The organism is Paraburkholderia ginsengiterrae, from assembly GCF_001645125.1.
Lineage (GTDB): Bacteria > Pseudomonadota > Gammaproteobacteria > Burkholderiales > Burkholderiaceae > Paraburkholderia > Paraburkholderia ginsengiterrae.
In genome coordinates, this window is the sequence record NZ_LXKA01000065.1 from 146,875 (window position 1) to 164,410 (window position 17,536).

Here is a 17,536-nt window from a genome sequence, read left to right on the forward strand (position 1 = left end):
AATCCCGGGTTCGGGAGGCTTAGAAACGGAAGTGCGAGAACGCCTTGTTGGCTTCTGCCATCCGGTGAACTTCGTCGCGCTTCTTCATTGCGCCGCCACGGCCTTCGGCCGCTTCGGAGAGTTCACCTGCCAGACGCAGGGCCATCGACTTCTCGCTGCGCTTCTTCGCGGCTTCACGCAGCCAACGCATCGCCAATGCCATACGACGCGACGGGCGCACTTCGACCGGAACCTGATAGTTCGCACCACCAACGCGGCGGCTCTTCACTTCGACCACCGGCTTGACGTTGTTGAGCGCTACCGTGAACACTTCCAGCGGGTCCTTGCCACCCTTGGTCTGGATCTGTTCGAAAGCGCCGTACACAATGCGCTCGGCAACCGACTTCTTGCCGGAGAGCATCAGCACGTTCATGAACTTAGCTACATCAACGTTACCGAACTTCGGATCCGGCAACACTTCCCGCTTGGGGACTTCGCGACGACGCGGCATGTTTCTTCCTTTAACTTTTCAGTTGGAGCTATATTTAGCCCCGCGGCCACCAACTAACCCGATTCATCTCTTACGACTTACCAGCCTGGTCGGGTGACCACTTACTCGACAGCACCGGCGAATCCGGCACCACCGCTAATACCGCCTTTACAGGCGACCTGAAACGACTGACCGGCTAATTACTTGCCAGCCTTGGCACGCTTCGCACCGTACTTCGAGCGAGCCTGCTTACGATCCTTGACGCCCTGGGTATCCAGCGAGCCGCGAACCATGTGGTAACGCACACCCGGCAAGTCCTTGACACGGCCGCCGCGAATCAGCACGACCGAGTGTTCCTGCAGGTTGTGGCCTTCACCACCGATATACGAAATGACTTCGAAGCCGTTCGTCAGGCGCACCTTGGCGACCTTACGGAGTGCCGAGTTCGGCTTCTTCGGCGTCGTGGTGTACACACGGGTGCACACGCCGCGACGCTGGGGGCAGTCCTGCAAGGCCGGGCTCTTGCTCTTAGTCGTTTCCGACTGGCGGCCTTTGCGAACCAGTTGATTGATGGTTGGCATTGTTTATTCCTGAAATTGAACAAAATCGACGCATCTGTTTCCGGGCAAAGCAGAAACGACTGCGCATCGAACTCCGGACCTGTCAGCCAGCGGGCGAATTAACCCCGCGCGCAGGCATTCCAAGAACCGGAACCTAGCATAATATTCCGAAATTACTAAGGGAGTCAACAGCTTGCGATGTTTCGCACTCCCGCCGGCTGATGAAGGCGTTTAGTCCGCGGCGACGACTTCAAGTAATTCGTCGCCGAAACGATCCAGTTTGCGCGCTCCCATGCCGGGGATGCCACGCAAATCCTCAATCGAATCGGGGCCATTGCGGGCAATTTCGGCCAACGTCGCGTCGTGAAAGATGACGTACGCCGGCACGCCATCGCTCTTTGCCGTTTCCGTCCGCCAGGCGCGCAGCCGGTCCCAGCGCGCGCGTTCTCGCGGTCCCATGCCGATAGTCGGGTCGGCGCGCTCGGTCGTGCGACCGGACGACTGGCGGGTCCTCGTAGGCTTGACGTAGCGGCGCATCGTGACGTTCTGCTCGCCCTTGAGCACCGGCTTGCTGGCTTCGGTCAGAACCAGCGAGCCAAATCCCTCGTGGTCTACCGTCAGATAGCCGAACGCGACGAGTTGGCGGAACACCGCGCGCCACTCCGGCTCGCCGAGTGCCGCGCCGATTCCGAACGTAGTCAGTTTTTCATGACCACGCTGCAGGATCTTCTCGCTGCGGTTGCCGCGCAAGATGTCGATCAAGTGGCCGGCGCCAAAATGAAAGCCGCTCGCCCGCTGTGCCCGAAACACACAAGACAGCGCCATCTGCGCCTCGCGAGTCGCGTCCCACGTATCTGGCGGCTCCAGACAGTTGTCGCAGTTACCGCATGGCTTGCTCGATTCGCCGAAATACGCCAGCAACCGTACTCGCCGGCAGGTAGCCGCTTCGCACAGGCCGAGCAGCGCATCCAGCTTGCCAGTCTGAACGCGCTTGTGCGAGTCGTCGGCGTCGGACTCATCGATCATTTTGCGTTGCTGCACGACGTCGCCGAGGCCGTAGGCCATCCACGCGTTCGCGGGCATGCCGTCACGGCCCGCACGCCCGGTTTCCTGGTAATACCCTTCCACGCTCTTTGGCAAATCGAGATGCGCCACGAAGCGCACATCGGGTTTGTCGATGCCCATGCCGAACGCAATGGTCGCGCACATCACGATGCCTTCTTCGCGCTGAAACATTTCCTGATGCTTCTGGCGAATTTCGAACTCCATGCCGGCGTGATATGGCAGCGCACGCATGCCCTTCTCTTTCAGCCACTCCGCCGTCTCTTCGACCTTCCGGCGCGACAGGCAATAGACCACGCCGGCGTCGGTCGTGCCGTCCGGCTTCGAATGCTCCGCGCGGATGAAATCCAGTAGTTGCGTGCGCGCGTTGTCCTTTTCGACGATGCGGTAACGAATGTTCGGCCGATCGAAGCTCGATACGAAAATGCGTGCGTCGTCCAGCGCGAGACGGTGGATGATCTCGTCTCGCGTGATGGCGTCCGCCGTGGCGGTCAGGGCAATGCGCGGGACATTGGGGAAGCGCTCGTGCAGCACCGACAGCTGGATATACTCCGGCCGGAAATCGTGCCCCCATTGCGATACGCAATGCGCTTCGTCGATCGCGAACAGGCCGATACGCGTCCGCTCCAGCAACTCCTGGAAACGGGGCGTCATTAGGCGCTCCGGTGCGACATAGAGCAGATCGATCTCGCCATCGCGCAGCGCTCGTTCGGTCGCCATTGCCTCTGCGCTCGACAGGGTCGAATTCAGATACGCGGCGCGCACGCCAACCTCGGTGAGTGCGGCGACCTGGTCCTGCATCAGCGCGATCAGCGGCGAGACGACAATGCCCGTGCCGAAGCCGCCTTCGCGTCGCACCAGCGACGGAATCTGATAGCACAAGGACTTGCCGCCGCCCGTGGGCATCAGCACGAGACAGTCGCCACCAGCGGAGACGTGCTCGACAATTTCGTCCTGCTGTCCTCTGAACGCGGGGTAACCAAAGACTTCGTTGAGGATTTCGAGCGGACGGGACATGAATTTGAGAAAAGCAGCGTAAGGCCGGTGACACGAATTTTACCAACGCATTCGTGCTGCGCCCGCGCTTTACCGCAACGTTAGCCTTCCGGCCTAGTTACGATGAGCAACGGCGCAAAATCCGTGCAAATAAAAAAAGCCGCTCAGTCGAAACTGAGCGGCTTCGCTGGCTGGAGCCCCAGGCGGCTTGCGCCGCCGGGACTTACTCGCCTGAGTGCTGCTGTTCGGCGGCCGGGGTTTCCGGCGTACCGAATTCGAACGACTCTTCCGCTGCGATCTGATCGAAACGCTCGCGGTCGGACAGTTCCTTGCTCTTGCGCGCCTTGTGGAACGCGAGACCCGTACCGGCCGGAATCAGACGGCCGACGATCACGTTTTCCTTCAGACCACGCAGGTCGTCGCGCTTGCCCATGATCGCCGCTTCGGTCAGCACGCGGGTCGTTTCCTGGAACGACGCCGCGGAGATGAACGAGTCGGTCGACAACGAGGCCTTCGTGATACCGAGCAGGACGTTTTCGTACGTTGCCGGACGCTTGTCTTCCGCGATCATACGGTCGTTTTCGTCGAGCATATCCGACCGCTCGACCTGTTCGCCCGGGATGAAACGCGTATCGCCGTTGTCCGTAATCTGCACGCGGCGCAGCATCTGACGAACAATCACTTCAATGTGCTTGTCGTTGATCTTCACGCCTTGCAGACGGTACACGTCCTGCACTTCGTCCACGATGTAACGCGACAGCGCTTCGACGCCCTGCAAACGCAGGATGTCGTGCGGATCCGCCGGTCCGTCCACGATCATTTCGCCCTTGTTGACGACCTGACCATCGTGCACCAGAACCTGCTTTTCCTTCGCGATCAGGAACTCGTGCTGGTTGCCCTCGAGGTCCGTGATAACGAGACGCTGCTTGCCCTTCGTGTCCTTACCGAACGACGTCGTACCCGTGACTTCCGCCAGGATACCTGCGTCCTTCGGCGAACGTGCTTCGAACAGTTCCGCCACACGCGGCAGACCGCCAGTAATGTCACGCGTCTTCTGCGATTCAGTGGGGATACGTGCGAGCACCTCACCGACCTGCACTTGCTGACCGTCCTTCACGGTTATCAGAGCGCCGACCTGGAAGCCGATCTGCACCGAGTGCTCGGTGTTCGGGATCTTGACTTCTTCGCCGTTCGCATCGAGCAGCTTGACCTGCGGACGCACCGTCTTCGACGCTTGCGAACCACGACGCTTCACGTCGATCACGACCAGCGTGGACAGACCCGTCACATCGTCGATCTGCTTCGCAACGGTCACGCCTTCTTCGACGTTTTCGAACTTCACCGTACCACCGTATTCGGTGATGATCGGACGCGTCATCGGATCCCACGTCGCCAGTTGCGTGCCGGCCTTGATCTGCGCGCCGTCCAGTTGCAACAGCGTCGCGCCGTACGGCACCTTGTGACGTTCGCGCTCGCGACCGTGGTCGTCGGTAATCATCGCTTCGCCCGAACGCGAGATGACGATCTGCTCGCCCTTCGCGTTGGTGACGTAACGCATCGTTGCCGTGAAACGCACCGTACCGTTCGACTTCGCTTCAACCGACGAAGCCACCGCCGCACGCGATGCCGCACCACCGATGTGGAACGTACGCATCGTGAGCTGCGTGCCCGGTTCACCGATCGACTGAGCAGCGATCACGCCGACTGCCTCACCGACGTTGACCGACGAGCCGCGGCCCAGGTCGCGGCCATAGCAGGCTGCGCACAGACCGTAACGCGTTTCGCAAGTCAGCGGCGTACGCACGCGCACTTCGTCGATACCGAGGCGTTCGATTTCTTCAACTGCGTCTTCGTCGAGCAGCGTGCCCGTTTCGTACAGCGTTTCCTGCGATTCCGGATTGACGACGTCCGCCACCGTCACGCGACCCAGAATACGGTCACGCAGCGCTTCGACGACTTCACCGCCTTCGACCAACGCCTTCATCGCCACGCCTTGCGACGTGCCGCAATCGTCTTCGACGACGACCAGATCCTGCGTCACATCGACCAGACGACGCGTCAGGTAACCCGAGTTTGCCGTCTTCAGTGCCGTATCAGCCAGACCCTTACGTGCACCGTGGGTCGAGATGAAGTACTGCAACACGTTCAGGCCTTCGCGGAAGTTCGCCGTAATCGGCGTCTCGATGATCGAGCCGTCCGGCTTCGCCATCAGGCCACGCATACCGGCCAGCTGACGAATCTGAACCGCGGAACCACGAGCACCCGAGTCCGCCATCATGTAAATCGAGTTGAACGATTCCTGACGCGTTTCGTTGCCGTCGCGATCGACCACCGGCTCCGTCGACAGCTGCTCCATCATCGCCTTGCCGACCGCTTCCGACGTTGCCGACCAAATGTCGACCACGTTGTTGTAGCGCTCTTGCGACGTGACGAGACCCGACATGTACTGACGGTCGTATTCCTTCACCTTCTTCGCGGCGTCGCCAACGATGGTTTCCTTCTGCGGCGGCACGAGCATGTCGTCGACGCAGATCGAGATACCAGCGCGCGTTGCCAGACGGAAACCCGACTGCATCAACTGGTCGGCGAAAATCACCGTTTCGCGCAGACCGCACTTGCGGAATGCGGTGTTGATCAGACGCGAGATTTCCTTCTTCTTCAGCGGCTTGTTCAGCACCGAGAACGGCAGGCCCGGCGGCAGGATTTCCGACAGGATGGAACGGCCGACGGTCGTCGCATACAGCGTGATCTTCGGCACGAATGCCGGCGCGCCTTCCGACTTGTCTTCGTTATGGACCATTTCAGTGATCCGCACGTTGACGCGCGAGGCGAGCTCAACTTCCTTGTTCTCGTACGCACGCAGCGCTTCCGAGACGCCCGTGAACGTCAGGCCTTCGCCCTTCGCGTTCACGGCTTCACGGGTCGCGTAGTACAGACCGAGCACGATATCCTGCGACGGCACGATCGACGGATCGCCGTTGGCCGGGAACAGGACGTTGTTCGACGCCAGCATCAGCGTACGCGCTTCCATCTGCGCTTCGAGCGACAGCGGCACGTGAACAGCCATCTGGTCACCGTCGAAGTCGGCGTTGAACGCCGCGCAAACGAGCGGGTGCAGCTGGATTGCCTTACCTTCGATCAGCACCGGCTCGAAAGCCTGAATGCCAAGACGGTGCAGCGTCGGCGCACGGTTCAGCATGACCGGATGTTCGCGGATCACCTCTTCGAGGATGTCCCACACCACCGGCGTCTGGTTCTCGACTTCCTTCTTCGCAGCCTTGATGGTGGTAGCGACACCCATCACTTCGAGCTTGTTGAAGATGAACGGCTTGAACAGTTCGAGCGCCATCAGCTTCGGCAGACCGCACTGATGCAGCTTGAGCGTCGGACCGACCACGATCACCGAACGGCCCGAGTAGTCAACGCGCTTACCAAGCAGGTTCTGACGGAAACGGCCGCCCTTACCCTTGATCATGTCGGCGAGCGACTTCAGCGGACGCTTGTTCGCGCCGGTCATGGCCTTACCGCGGCGACCGTTGTCGAGCAGCGAATCGACGGCTTCCTGCAACATCCGCTTTTCGTTGCGGACGATGATTTCAGGCGCCTTCAGTTCGAGCAGACGCTTCAACCGGTTGTTACGGTTGATCACGCGGCGATACAGGTCGTTCAGGTCCGACGTCGCGAAACGGCCGCCGTCCAGCGGCACCAGCGGACGCAGTTCCGGCGGCAGCACCGGCAGCACTTCGAGCACCATCCAGTCAGGCTTGATGCCCGAACGCTGGAAAGCCTCAAGCACCTTCAGACGCTTCGCGTACTTCTTGATCTTCGCTTCCGAACCCGTGTTCTTGAGTTCCGTACGCAGCAACTCGACCTGTTCGTCGATGTTGATCGCGCGCAGCAGTTCGCGCACGCCTTCCGCGCCCATTTCGGCACGGAATTCGTCACCGTACTCTTCGACCTTGTTGTAGTAATCCTCTTCGGTCATGATCTGCCGCGCTTTCAGCGGCGTCATGCCCGGATCGATCACCACATATGCTTCGAAGTACAGCACGCGCTCGATGTCGCGCAGCGTCATGTCGAGCACCATGCCCAGACGCGACGGCAGCGACTTCAGGAACCAGATGTGCGCAACCGGCGAGGCCAGCTCAATATGGCCCATGCGTTCGCGACGCACCTTCGCCAGCGTCACTTCGACGCCGCACTTCTCGCAGATCACGCCACGGTGCTTCAGGCGCTTGTACTTGCCGCAAAGGCATTCGTAGTCCTTGATCGGCCCGAAAATCTTCGCGCAGAACAGACCATCGCGTTCCGGCTTGAACGTCCGGTAGTTGATGGTTTCCGGCTTCTTCACTTCACCGAACGACCACGAACGGATCTTGTCCGGCGAGGCCAGACCGATCTTGATCGCGTCAAAAACTTCAGGCTGTTGGACTTGCTTGAATAGATCGAGCAGAGCTTTCATTGCTTTCTCTCCGTAGTCCGATTAGTTGCGGTCGAGGTCGATGTCGATACCGAGCGAGCGGATTTCCTTCACCAACACGTTGAAGGATTCCGGCATGCCTGCATCGATCACGTGATCGCCCTTGACCAGGTTTTCATAAACCTTGGTCCGGCCTGTCACGTCGTCCGACTTCACCGTCAGCATTTCTTGCAGCACGTACGATGCGCCGTACGCTTCGAGCGCCCACACTTCCATTTCACCGAAACGCTGGCCACCGAACTGCGCTTTACCGCCCAACGGCTGCTGCGTCACGAGCGAGTACGGGCCCGTGGAACGCGCGTGCATCTTGTCGTCGACCAAGTGGTGCAGTTTCAGGTAGTGCATGTAGCCGACCGTCACCGTACGTTCGAACATTTCGCCCGTGCGACCGTCGTACAGACGAACCTGATTCTTCGACGGCGTCATGCCGAGGTTCTTCGCGATGTCGTCCGGGAACGCCAGATCCAGCGCGCGCGACATTTCTTCTTCCGTCGCACCGTCGAACACCGGCGTTGCAAACGGCACGCCTTCGCGCAGATTCTTCGCCAGTTCGACGATTTCGTCGTCGGTGAAGCTGTCCAGCTCTTCGGCACGGCCCGACTCGTTGTAGATCTTGGTCAGGAATTCGCGCAGTTCAGTGATCTTCGCCTGACGCTGCAGCATTTCGCCAATACGCCAGCCCAGACCCTTCGCGGCCCAACCCAGATGCACTTCGAGAACCTGACCCACGTTCATCCGCGACGGCACGCCGAGCGGGTTCAGAACGACGTCAGCCGGACGGCCGTCGGCCATGTACGGCATGTCTTCGATCGGGACGATCTTCGACACGACACCTTTGTTACCGTGACGGCCTGCCATCTTGTCGCCAGGCTGCAGACGGCGCTTGACTGCCAGGTACACCTTGACCATCTTCAACACGCCCGGCGGCAGTTCGTCGCCTTGCGTGAGCTTCTTGCGCTTTTCTTCGAACGCGAGGTCGAACTGGTGGCGCTTTTCTTCGATCGAATTCTTGATCGCTTCGAGCTGTGCCGCTGCTTCTTCGTCCGCGAGGCGGATGTCGAACCAGTGGTAGTGGTCCAGATCTTCCAGGTAAGCCTGTTCGATCTTCGTGCCCTTCGCCAGCTTCTTCGGACCGCCGTTCGCGACCTTGCCGTCGAGCATACGTGCGAGACGCTGGAACGCGTCGCCTTCCACGATGCGCAGCTGGTCGTTCAGGTCGAGGCGATAGCGCTTCAGTTCATCGTCAATGATCTGTTGCGCACGCTTGTCGCGCTGAATGCCTTCACGCGTGAACACCTGGACGTCGATCACCGTACCGCTCATGCCCGACGGCACGCGCAGCGACGTGTCCTTCACGTCCGAAGCCTTTTCACCGAAGATCGCGCGCAGCAGCTTTTCTTCCGGCGTCAGCTGGGTTTCGCCCTTCGGGGTGACCTTACCGACCAGCACGTCGCCTGCTTCGACTTCCGCGCCGATGTACACGATGCCCGACTCGTCGAGACGGCCGAGTTGCACTTCAGCCAGGTTCGAGATGTCGCGCGTGATTTCTTCCGGTCCGAGCTTCGTGTCGCGAGCGACGACATTCAGTTCTTCGATGTGGATCGACGTGTAGCGGTCGTCGGCAACCACCTTCTCCGAGATCAAAATCGAGTCTTCGAAGTTGTAGCCGTTCCACGGCATGAACGCGATCAGCATGTTCTGGCCGAGCGCGAGCTCGCCCAGATCGGTCGATGCGCCGTCAGCCAGCACGTCGCCGCGTGCAACCTTGTCGCCCATCTTTACGATCGGGCGCTGGTTGATGTTCGTGTTCTGGTTCGAACGCGTGTACTTGATCAGGTTGTAGATGTCCACGCCGACTTCGCCGGCAACGGCTTCGTCGTCGTTCACGCGAATCACGATACGGCCTGCGTCGACGTAATCGACCACACCGCCGCGGAACGCCTGAACCGTCGTACCCGAGTCGACTGCCACCGTGCGTTCAATACCCGTACCGACCACGGCCTTTTCAGGGCGCAGACACGGCACAGCCTGACGCTGCATGTTCGAACCCATCAACGCGCGGTTCGCGTCGTCGTGCTCGAGGAACGGAATCAGCGATGCTGCCACCGACACGATCTGCGACGGCGCCACGTCCATGTACTGGATGCGGTCCGGCGTGACCATCAGCGTTTCGCCGGCTTCACGCGACGATACCAGTTCGTCGGTCAGCGAGCCGTCGGCAGCAACCGCCGCGTTCGCCTGAGCGATCACGTAACGGCCTTCTTCGATCGCCGACAGGTAGTCGATCTGATCGGTCACCTTGCTGTCCACGACCTTACGGTACGGCGTTTCGAGGAAGCCGTATTCGTTCAGGTGCGCGTACAGAGCGAGCGAGTTGATCAGGCCGATGTTCGGACCTTCCGGCGTTTCAATCGGGCACACGCGACCGTAGTGAGTCGGGTGCACGTCGCGGACTTCAAAGCCAGCGCGCTCACGCGTCAAACCGCCCGGGCCAAGTGCCGAGACACGGCGCTTGTGGGTGATTTCCGACAGCGGGTTCGTTTGGTCCATGAACTGCGACAGCTGCGACGAACCGAAGAACTCGCGAATCGCCGACGAAATCGGCTTCGAGTTGATCAGGTCGTGCGGCATCAGGTTTTCGCTTTCAGCCTGGCCGAGGCGTTCCTTCACAGCACGTTCGACACGCACGAGACCTGCGCGGAACTGGTTTTCGGCCAGTTCGCCGACGCAACGCACACGACGGTTGCCCAAGTGGTCGATGTCGTCCACTTCGCCCTTGCCGTTACGCAGCTCGACCAGGATCTTGATCGTTGCGAGGATGTCGTCGTCTTGCAGCGTCATCGGTCCGACGATCTCGTCGCGACCCACGCGACGATTGAACTTCATACGACCCACCTTGGACAGGTCGTATGCGTCTTCGCTGTAGAACAGACGGTTGAACAGCGCCTCGACCGCTTCTTCGGTCGGCGGTTCGCCCGGACGCATCATGCGGTAGATGGCGATGCGAGCGGCCATCTTGTCCGCGGTTTCGTCGATACGCAGCGTCGACGAGATGTACGGACCTTGATCCAGATCGTTCGTGTAGAGCGTCTGGATGTCTTTGATCTTCGCTTCGCGAAGCTTTTCGAGGACGGTTTCCGTGATTTCGTCGTTCGCGTTCGCGATAACTTCACCGGTGTCACCGTCGACAACGTTCTTCGCCAGCACGCGGCCGAGCAGATAGTCTTCCGGGACCGAGATGAACTTGGTCTTCGCGTTGTCGAGATCGCGAATATGCTTCGCGTTGATCCGCTTGTCCTTCTGGACAATCACGTTGCCATCACGGTCCGTGATGTCGAAACGTGCGACTTCACCACGCAGGCGCTCCGGCACGAATTCCATCTGCGCGCCTTCCGGCATCAGCGTGAAATTGTCGAACACGAAGAAGTTTGCGAGGATCTGTTCCGGCGTGAGGCCGATTGCCTTCAGCAGGATCGTAACCGGCATCTTGCGGCGACGGTCGACGCGGAAGTACAGCACGTCCTTCGGGTCGAACTCGAAGTCGAGCCACGAGCCGCGGTAAGGAATGATACGTGCGGAGAACAGGAGCTTGCCCGAGCTGTGCGTCTTGCCCTTGTCGTGTTCGAAGAACACGCCAGGCGAACGGTGCAGCTGCGAAACGATCACACGTTCCGTGCCGTTGATGACGAACGAACCGGTCGGCGTCATGAGCGGAATTTCGCCCATGTACACTTCCTGTTCCTTCACTTCCTTCACGACCGGCTTGCTCGGCGATTCCTTGTCGAGCAACACCAGACGCACTTTCGCGCGCAGGGCCGAGCAGTACGTCAAACCGCGCTGCTGACATTCCTTGATGTTGAATGCCGGCGGCGACAGCATGTAGCTGACGAACTCCAGACGAGCGAACCCGTTATGCGAAACGATCGGGAAAACAGAGGTAAACGCAGCTTGCAGGCCTTCCGGCTTGCGTTGCGTGGACGACGTGTCTGCTTGCAGAAACGTGCTGAATGATTCAAGCTGGGTAGCCAGCAGGAAAGGTACTTGGTGAACGATGGGGCGCTTCGCAAAACTCTTGCGAATGCGCTTCTTCTCGGTGAAGGAATATTGCATACGATCTCCGAATCACGGCGGGCATTGTTGTCGAGGCAGGATACCTTGATGAGACAACCCGAGTGTTCACCGACTGAGACCCGATGGCCGTCCGATGGCTTGAACGAGCCTAGAAGCTTGGTGGTTGGCCGCTACCAACCGCTGGCTGACGGCAGCGGATGCCTATGTTGCCCGCTACCCGACCAAACTTGCCTTCTGCAGTCGCTTCAGAAGACAAAGAGAATCGCCGGTCAATGTTGCCGAATGGCGGTTTTCTTTGGCTTCTGGGAGCTACGTTTTTGCCGAAACAACGTGCGAAAACGCGTCCCCCACAAAGCACAAAAAGGCCGGCGGTGAAAAACCGCCAGCCTTCGCACAACGCGCTGAAACTTACTTGATTTCAGCCTTCGCGCCGGCTTCTTCCAACTTCTTCTTGGCTTCTTCAGCAGCAGCCTTCGGTACCGCTTCCTTAACAGGCTTCGGTGCACCGTCAACCAGATCCTTCGCTTCCTTCAGGCCGAGACCCGTCAGTTCACGAACGGCCTTAATGACCGAAACCTTGTTCGCGCCGACTTCCGTCAGGTTGACCGTGAACTCGGTTTGCTCTTCAGCTGCAGCAGCAGCGCCGCCGCCTGCCGGGCCTGCCACTGCAACAGCAGCTGCCGACACGCCAAACTTTTCTTCGAACGCCTTGACCAGCTCGTTCAGTTCCAGAACCGACATCGAGCTTACTGCCTCGAGGATGTCTTCTTTTGCGATTGCCATTTGAAATACTCCTAAATTGAATTCGGATACAGCCAGCGATCAATCACGCTCGACTGAAGTGCATTACGCAGCGGTTTCTTCGCCTTGTTTCTTTTCTGCCAGCGCGGCCAGAGCGCGCGCAAAGCCGGAAACAGGTGCCTGCATAACGTACAACAGCTTGGAGAGCAGTTCTTCGCGGCTCGGGATGTTTGCCAGCGCTTGCACGCCAGCCTTGTCCATCACCTTGCCTTCGTAGGAACCGGCCTTGATGATCAACTTGTCATTGGTTTTGCCGAAGTCGTTGACGACCTTAGCAGCTGCAATTGCATCTTCCGAGATGCCGTAGATCAGGGGACCAGTCATCTGCTCTGCCAGCGGAGCAAACGGGGTACCTTCGACAGCGCGACGCGCCAGCGTGTTTTTCAACACGCGAAGGTAAACCTGTTGCTCACGCGCTTTCGCGCGCAGCTTGGTCAGATCGCCAACCGCGATTCCACGATACTCAGCCAGAACCACGGTCTGGGCTTTCGCGACTTGCGCGGCAACCTCAGCGACCACGGCCTGCTTGCTTTCTTTGTTAAGTGGCACGGTTAACCTCCAGATTCGATACACGCAGCGTGCGCCTTGTGTACCGCGTTCAATAACGGCGTCCGACCAGTCAGGAGTATTTCGACCGCCCGACATCCGCATTGCTGCGGACATCCGACGGTTTCATCACTACAAAACCTTTTCGGGTTCGCCATCTGCGTTGGCTTTGCATTAAGGACTCGCCTACCTGCTGCGTGCCCGCCAACGGTCTTTGACAACCGGTTGCGCAATGCAAACTGCCATTCCGCAACCGCCCAAAGCCCTTAAAACCGCCCCAACTTTCGTCGAGGCGATGAATTTTCTTACTGTGCTGCCAGCGATGCCTGGTCGACGCGAACGCCAACGCCCATCGTGCTCGACAGTGCAACCTTACGCAGGTAAACACCCTTGCTCGTTGCCGGCTTCGCTTTTTGCAGCGCGTCGACGAGAGCGTTCAGGTTGGTGCGCAGTGCCGTCGGTTCGAACGAAGCGCGGCCGATAGTAGCGTGGATGATACCGGCCTTGTCGACACGGAATTGCACCTGACCAGCCTTGGCGTTCTTCACTGCCGTTGCGACGTCCGGCGTAACCGTACCGACCTTCGGGTTCGGCATCAGGCCGCGCGGGCCGAGGATCTGACCGAGCGTACCGACAACGCGCATGGTGTCCGGCGAAGCGATCACGATGTCAAAGTCCAGCTTGCCGGCCTTGACTTGTTCAGCCAGATCTTCCATACCGACGACTTCAGCGCCTGCTGCACGAGCTTGCTCAGCCTTTTCGCCTTGTGCGAACACCGCGACGCGGACCGACTTACCGGTACCAGCCGGCAGAACGACCGAGCCACGGACCACTTGATCCGACTTCTTCGCGTCAATGCCGAGTTGCACTGCGACGTCGATCGATTCGTCGAACTTCGCGCTTGCGCATTCCTTCACGAGCGACAGAGCTTCGTCGATCGCGTACAGCTTCTGACGATCAACCTTGGCTGCAAATGCTTGCAGACGCTTCGAAAGCTTAGCCATTTACACGCCCTCCACGGTGATGCCCATCGAGCGGGCGCTACCAGCGATCGTACGAACCGCTGCGTCCAGATCAGCTGCCGTCAGATCGGGCATCTTGGTCTTGGCGATGTCTTCAGCTTGAGCGCGGGTGATCTTGCCAACCTTGTCGGTATGCGGCTTGCTCGAACCCTTATCGATCTTCGCTGCCTTCTTGATCAGAACCGTAGCCGGCGGCGTCTTCAGAACGAACGTGAAGCTCTTGTCCGCGAACGCGGTGATCACGACCGGAGTCGGCAGACCCGGCTCCAGCGCTTGAGTCTGCGCGTTAAACGCCTTGCAGAACTCCATGATGTTCAGGCCGCGCTGACCCAGTGCCGGACCGACCGGCGGCGACGGATTGGCTTTGCCTGCAGGAATCTGCAGCTTGATAAAGCCGATGATTTTCTTTGCCATGTTGGAACCTCTTTGGAACACCACATGAAAACATGCGGGGTTCAGTGAGTAGTAGCGCGCGTTCACCGAAATGGGCTACTTGCGCTCCTCAACAGCCATTACGCGGACCGTAAGCGCGAAATACGAAACGCACCAGTTGGTGCGCTCCGTAGAATTCTGGATTACAGCTTTTCGACCTGGCCGAATTCCAGTTCGACCGGCGTTGCGCGGCCGAAAATCGTAACGGAAACTCGGACACGCGACTTTTCGTAGTTCACTTCTTCGACGCTGCCGTTGAAATCCGTGAACGGGCCGTCCTTCACCCGCACCATCTCGCCCACTTCGAACAGGGTCTTCGGACGCGGCTTTTCCACGCCTTCCTGCATCTGCGACATGATTTTCTCGACTTCCCGAGGGGAAATCGGGCTCGGACGATTACGTGCACCGCCGACGAAACCAGTCACCTTTGCCGTGTTTTTCACGAGGTGCCACGTTTCGTCAGTCATTTCCATTTCCACGAGCACATAGCCCGGGAAGAAACGACGTTCGGTCACCGATTTGTGACCGCCTTTCACCTCGACGACTTCTTCGGTCGGCACGAGGATTTGACCAAACTGATCTTGCATGCCGGCACGTTCGATGCGCTCCTGAAGCGCACGTTGCACGCTCTTCTCCATACCGGAGTAGGCGTGCACCACGTACCAACGTTTTCCACTCGGGGATGCCGGAGTATCGCTCATATCATTTCCAACCCAGAATCACCGAGAAAATCGCCCATTCGATGGATTTATCACTAACCCAGAGAAAGATCGCCATGACGAACACGAAGCCGAACACTACGAGCGTTGTCTGGGTCGCCTCTTTGCGAGTGGGCCAGACAACCTTACGGACTTCCTTGTACGAATCTTTGGCGAAAGCGATGAAACTCTTGCCAGGCGCGGAGAGAAGACCGACTGCAACACCCGCGATCGCACCAACAGCCAAGGCGGCTCCGCGGACGTACCATTCCTGGCCACCGAGCCAGAAGAACCCCACGAACCCGGCCAAGACCAACAATACGCCCGCGACGAGCATCAGCTTGTCGCCGGATGTATTTACAGTTTCGACGGAAGGATTCGCCATAACACCTTAACGAAGCGCCACATTTGGCGCGAGAGTTGGCAGGGGCAGAGGGAATCGAACCCCCAACCTTCGGTTTTGGAGACCGACGCTCTGCCAGTTGAGCTATACCCCTAAACCATTTGGGGTTGACGACACCGCCAACCCCGAAACTACCGATCAACGAGAACTATCTGGCGTTACTCGAGGATCTTGGCAACCACACCTGCGCCGACCGTACGGCCTCCTTCGCGGATTGCGAAGCGCAGACCTTCTTCCATCGCGATCGGGTTGATCAGCTTCACCGTGATCGACACGTTGTCGCCCGGCATGACCATTTCCTTGTCCTTCGGCAACTCGATCGAGCCCGTCACGTCCGTCGTACGGAAGTAGAACTGCGGACGGTAGTTGTTGAAGAACGGCGTGTGACGGCCACCTTCGTCCTTGCTCAGCACGTACACTTCAGCCGTGAAGTGCGTGTGCGGGTTGATCGAACCCGGCTTCGCCAGAACCTGGCCACGCTCCACGTCTTCACGCTTCGTGCCGCGCAGCAGGATACCCACGTTGTCGCCTGCCTGACCCTGGTCGAGCAGCTTGCGGAACATTTCCACGCCCGTGCAGGTCGTCTTCACCGTCGGCTTGATACCGACGATTTCGATTTCCTCGCCGACCTTCACGACGCCGCGCTCAACGCGACCCGTCACCACCGTGCCGCGACCCGAGATCGAGAACACGTCTTCCACCGGCATCAGGAATGCGCCGTCAACTGCGCGCTCCGGCGTCGGGATGTACGTGTCCAGCGCGTCGGCCAGGTTCATGATCGCCACTTCGCCCAGCTCGCCCTTGTCGCCTTCCAGCGCCAGTTTGGCCGAGCCCTTGATGATCGGCGTGTCGTCGCCCGGGAAGTCGTACTTCGACAGAAGTTCGCGAACTTCCATCTCGACCAGCTCCAGCAGCTCAGCGTCGTCCACCATGTCGCACTTGTTCAGGAACACGATGATGTACGGAACGCCAACCTGGCGCGCCAGCAGGATGTGCTCACGCGTTTGCGGCATCGGGCCGTCGGCGGCCGAGCACACCAGGATTGCGCCGTCCATCTGCGCTGCGCCCGTGATCATGTTCTTCACATAGTCAGCGTGGCCCGGGCAGTCAACGTGTGCGTAGTGGCGGTTAGCCGTTTCGTACTCGACGTGTGCCGTGTTGATCGTAATGCCACGTGCCTTCTCTTCCGGCGCCGCGTCGATCTGGTCGTATGCCTTCGCTTCGCCGCCAAACTTCTGCGTCAGAACCGTCGTGATCGCTGCCGTCAGCGTGGTCTTGCCGTGGTCAACGTGACCGATCGTGCCGACGTTCACGTGCGGCTTGGTCCGCTCAAACTTACCCTTGGCCATTTTCGACTCCTAAGAGGATTTTTCCGTACGTTGCGCCGGGCGCAAACAATCACCGAGTACTTCTGGTGCCCATGGGCAGGATCGAACTGCCGACCTCTCCCTTACCAAGGGAGTGCTCTACCACTGAGCCACATGGGCGCTACTTCTATGTCGCTGGAGCGGGTGAAGGGAATCGAACCCTCGTCGTAAGCTTGGAAGGCTTCTGCTCTACCATTGAGCTACACCCGCAAGGACCCATGGATTCCCAACAACTGCTACAACTTGCATTCTGGTGGAGGAGGTTGGATTCGAACCAACGTAGGCGTAAGCCAACAGATTTACAGTCTGCCCCCTTTAGCCACTCGGGCACCCCTCCGCAGAGAACTGATGATTATGGGGGAACAACCGCTTGTTGTCAAGACTTGCTTGACCGTTCCAAACCCAAAGCTCTCACTTATATAGTGAGTTTTTCTACGCCGTAAACGCAGAAACCCCACCTTTTGGGGGTGGGGTTTCTGATACTGCAGGGGGAGCCTGACGATGACCTACTTTCACACGGGTAATCCGCACTATCATCGGCGTGGAGTCGTTTCACGGTCCTGTTCGGGATGGGAAGGGGTGGGACCGACTCGCTATGGTCATCAGGCTTTGACGGGTTGCTGCGTCGC

12 protein-coding genes, 4 tRNA genes and 1 rRNA gene are annotated in these 17,536 nt (G+C 59.2%); all 17 read right to left on the reverse strand.

The genetic code is table 11. The features are described 5' to 3' along the window. Positions 1–19: 19 nt before the first annotated feature. Complete coding sequence (rpsG, locus tag A6V37_RS05150; protein ID WP_006053291.1) at positions 20–490, reverse strand: 30S ribosomal protein S7; 471 nt, start codon at positions 488–490, stop codon at positions 20–22. Between the two features lie 179 nt (positions 491–669). Continuing rightward, the gene (gene rpsL, locus A6V37_RS05155) at positions 670–1,050 is read right to left on the reverse strand and encodes a 30S ribosomal protein S12 (protein WP_012434574.1); all 381 of its coding nucleotides are present in this window, start codon (positions 1,048–1,050) and stop codon (positions 670–672) included. A 210-nt stretch (positions 1,051–1,260) separates the two neighbouring features. Further along, complete coding sequence (recQ, locus tag A6V37_RS05160) at positions 1,261–3,108, reverse strand: DNA helicase RecQ (RefSeq protein ID WP_064271312.1); 1,848 nt, start codon at positions 3,106–3,108, stop codon at positions 1,261–1,263. A gap of 202 nt (positions 3,109–3,310) precedes the next feature. Beyond that, positions 3,311–7,549 (reverse strand): DNA-directed RNA polymerase subunit beta', encoded by a 4,239-nt coding sequence (gene rpoC, locus A6V37_RS05165; protein ID WP_064271311.1) that lies wholly within the window; start codon positions 7,547–7,549, stop codon positions 3,311–3,313. A 21-nt stretch (positions 7,550–7,570) separates the two neighbouring features. Beyond that, positions 7,571–11,677: a DNA-directed RNA polymerase subunit beta gene (rpoB, locus tag A6V37_RS05170; protein ID WP_064271310.1), complete on the reverse strand. Its 4,107-nt coding sequence runs from the start codon at positions 11,675–11,677 to the stop codon at positions 7,571–7,573. Between the two features lie 369 nt (positions 11,678–12,046). Then, positions 12,047–12,421, reverse strand: coding sequence for a 50S ribosomal protein L7/L12 (gene rplL / locus A6V37_RS05175; RefSeq protein ID WP_062129471.1), 375 nt, complete (start codon positions 12,419–12,421; stop codon positions 12,047–12,049). A 63-nt stretch (positions 12,422–12,484) separates the two neighbouring features. Continuing rightward, the gene (rplJ, locus tag A6V37_RS05180; protein ID WP_007180144.1) at positions 12,485–12,988 is read right to left on the reverse strand and encodes a 50S ribosomal protein L10; all 504 of its coding nucleotides are present in this window, start codon (positions 12,986–12,988) and stop codon (positions 12,485–12,487) included. Between the two features lie 302 nt (positions 12,989–13,290). Beyond that, positions 13,291–13,989, reverse strand: coding sequence for a 50S ribosomal protein L1 (rplA, locus tag A6V37_RS05185; protein ID WP_064271309.1), 699 nt, complete (start codon positions 13,987–13,989; stop codon positions 13,291–13,293). Beyond that, entirely contained in the window at positions 13,990–14,421 is a 432-nt protein-coding gene (rplK, locus tag A6V37_RS05190) for a 50S ribosomal protein L11 (RefSeq protein WP_012434578.1), read from the reverse strand. A gap of 161 nt (positions 14,422–14,582) precedes the next feature. Then, positions 14,583–15,140 (reverse strand): transcription termination/antitermination protein NusG, encoded by a 558-nt coding sequence (gene nusG, locus A6V37_RS05195; protein ID WP_007180147.1) that lies wholly within the window; start codon positions 15,138–15,140, stop codon positions 14,583–14,585. 1 nt (position 15,141) lies between these two features. Further along, the gene (gene secE, locus A6V37_RS05200) at positions 15,142–15,522 is read right to left on the reverse strand and encodes a preprotein translocase subunit SecE (RefSeq protein WP_064271308.1); all 381 of its coding nucleotides are present in this window, start codon (positions 15,520–15,522) and stop codon (positions 15,142–15,144) included. A 36-nt stretch (positions 15,523–15,558) separates the two neighbouring features. Next, positions 15,559–15,634: transfer RNA gene (locus tag A6V37_RS05205), tRNA-Trp, on the reverse strand. 64 nt (positions 15,635–15,698) lie between these two features. Beyond that, a complete protein-coding gene (tuf, locus tag A6V37_RS05210) occupies positions 15,699–16,889 on the reverse strand; it encodes an elongation factor Tu (RefSeq protein WP_012434572.1) in 1,191 nt (396 codons plus the stop codon). 63 nt (positions 16,890–16,952) lie between these two features. Then, positions 16,953–17,027, reverse strand: a tRNA-Thr gene (locus A6V37_RS05215). A 16-nt stretch (positions 17,028–17,043) separates the two neighbouring features. Beyond that, positions 17,044–17,117, reverse strand: a tRNA-Gly gene (locus A6V37_RS05220). 41 nt (positions 17,118–17,158) lie between these two features. After that, positions 17,159–17,244 (reverse strand) — tRNA-Tyr (locus A6V37_RS05225). A gap of 156 nt (positions 17,245–17,400) precedes the next feature. Continuing rightward, positions 17,401–17,514 (reverse strand): 5S ribosomal RNA (rrf, locus tag A6V37_RS05230). Positions 17,515–17,536 lie beyond the last annotated feature (22 nt).

Bases quoted from the DNA above. Each gene is read 5' to 3' on its own strand.
- rplA (WP_064271309.1), bottom strand. From the start codon at position 13,989: ATGGCTAAGCTTTCGAAGCGTCTGCAAGCATTTGCAGCCAAGGTTGAT.
- rplK (WP_012434578.1), bottom strand. From the start codon at position 14,421: ATGGCAAAGAAAATCATCGGCTTTATCAAGCTGCAGATTCCTGCAGGC.
- tuf (WP_012434572.1), bottom strand. From the start codon at position 16,889: ATGGCCAAGGGTAAGTTTGAGCGGACCAAGCCGCACGTGAACGTCGGC.
- rpsL (WP_012434574.1), bottom strand. From the start codon at position 1,050: ATGCCAACCATCAATCAACTGGTTCGCAAAGGCCGCCAGTCGGAAACG.
- secE (WP_064271308.1), bottom strand. From the start codon at position 15,522: ATGGCGAATCCTTCCGTCGAAACTGTAAATACATCCGGCGACAAGCTG.
- rpsG (WP_006053291.1), bottom strand. From the start codon at position 490: ATGCCGCGTCGTCGCGAAGTCCCCAAGCGGGAAGTGTTGCCGGATCCG.
- nusG (WP_007180147.1), bottom strand. From the start codon at position 15,140: ATGAGCGATACTCCGGCATCCCCGAGTGGAAAACGTTGGTACGTGGTG.
- rpoB (WP_064271310.1), bottom strand. From the start codon at position 11,677: ATGCAATATTCCTTCACCGAGAAGAAGCGCATTCGCAAGAGTTTTGCG.
- rpoC (WP_064271311.1), bottom strand. From the start codon at position 7,549: ATGAAAGCTCTGCTCGATCTATTCAAGCAAGTCCAACAGCCTGAAGTT.
- recQ (WP_064271312.1), bottom strand. From the start codon at position 3,108: ATGTCCCGTCCGCTCGAAATCCTCAACGAAGTCTTTGGTTACCCCGCG.
- rplL (WP_062129471.1), bottom strand. From the start codon at position 12,421: ATGGCAATCGCAAAAGAAGACATCCTCGAGGCAGTAAGCTCGATGTCG.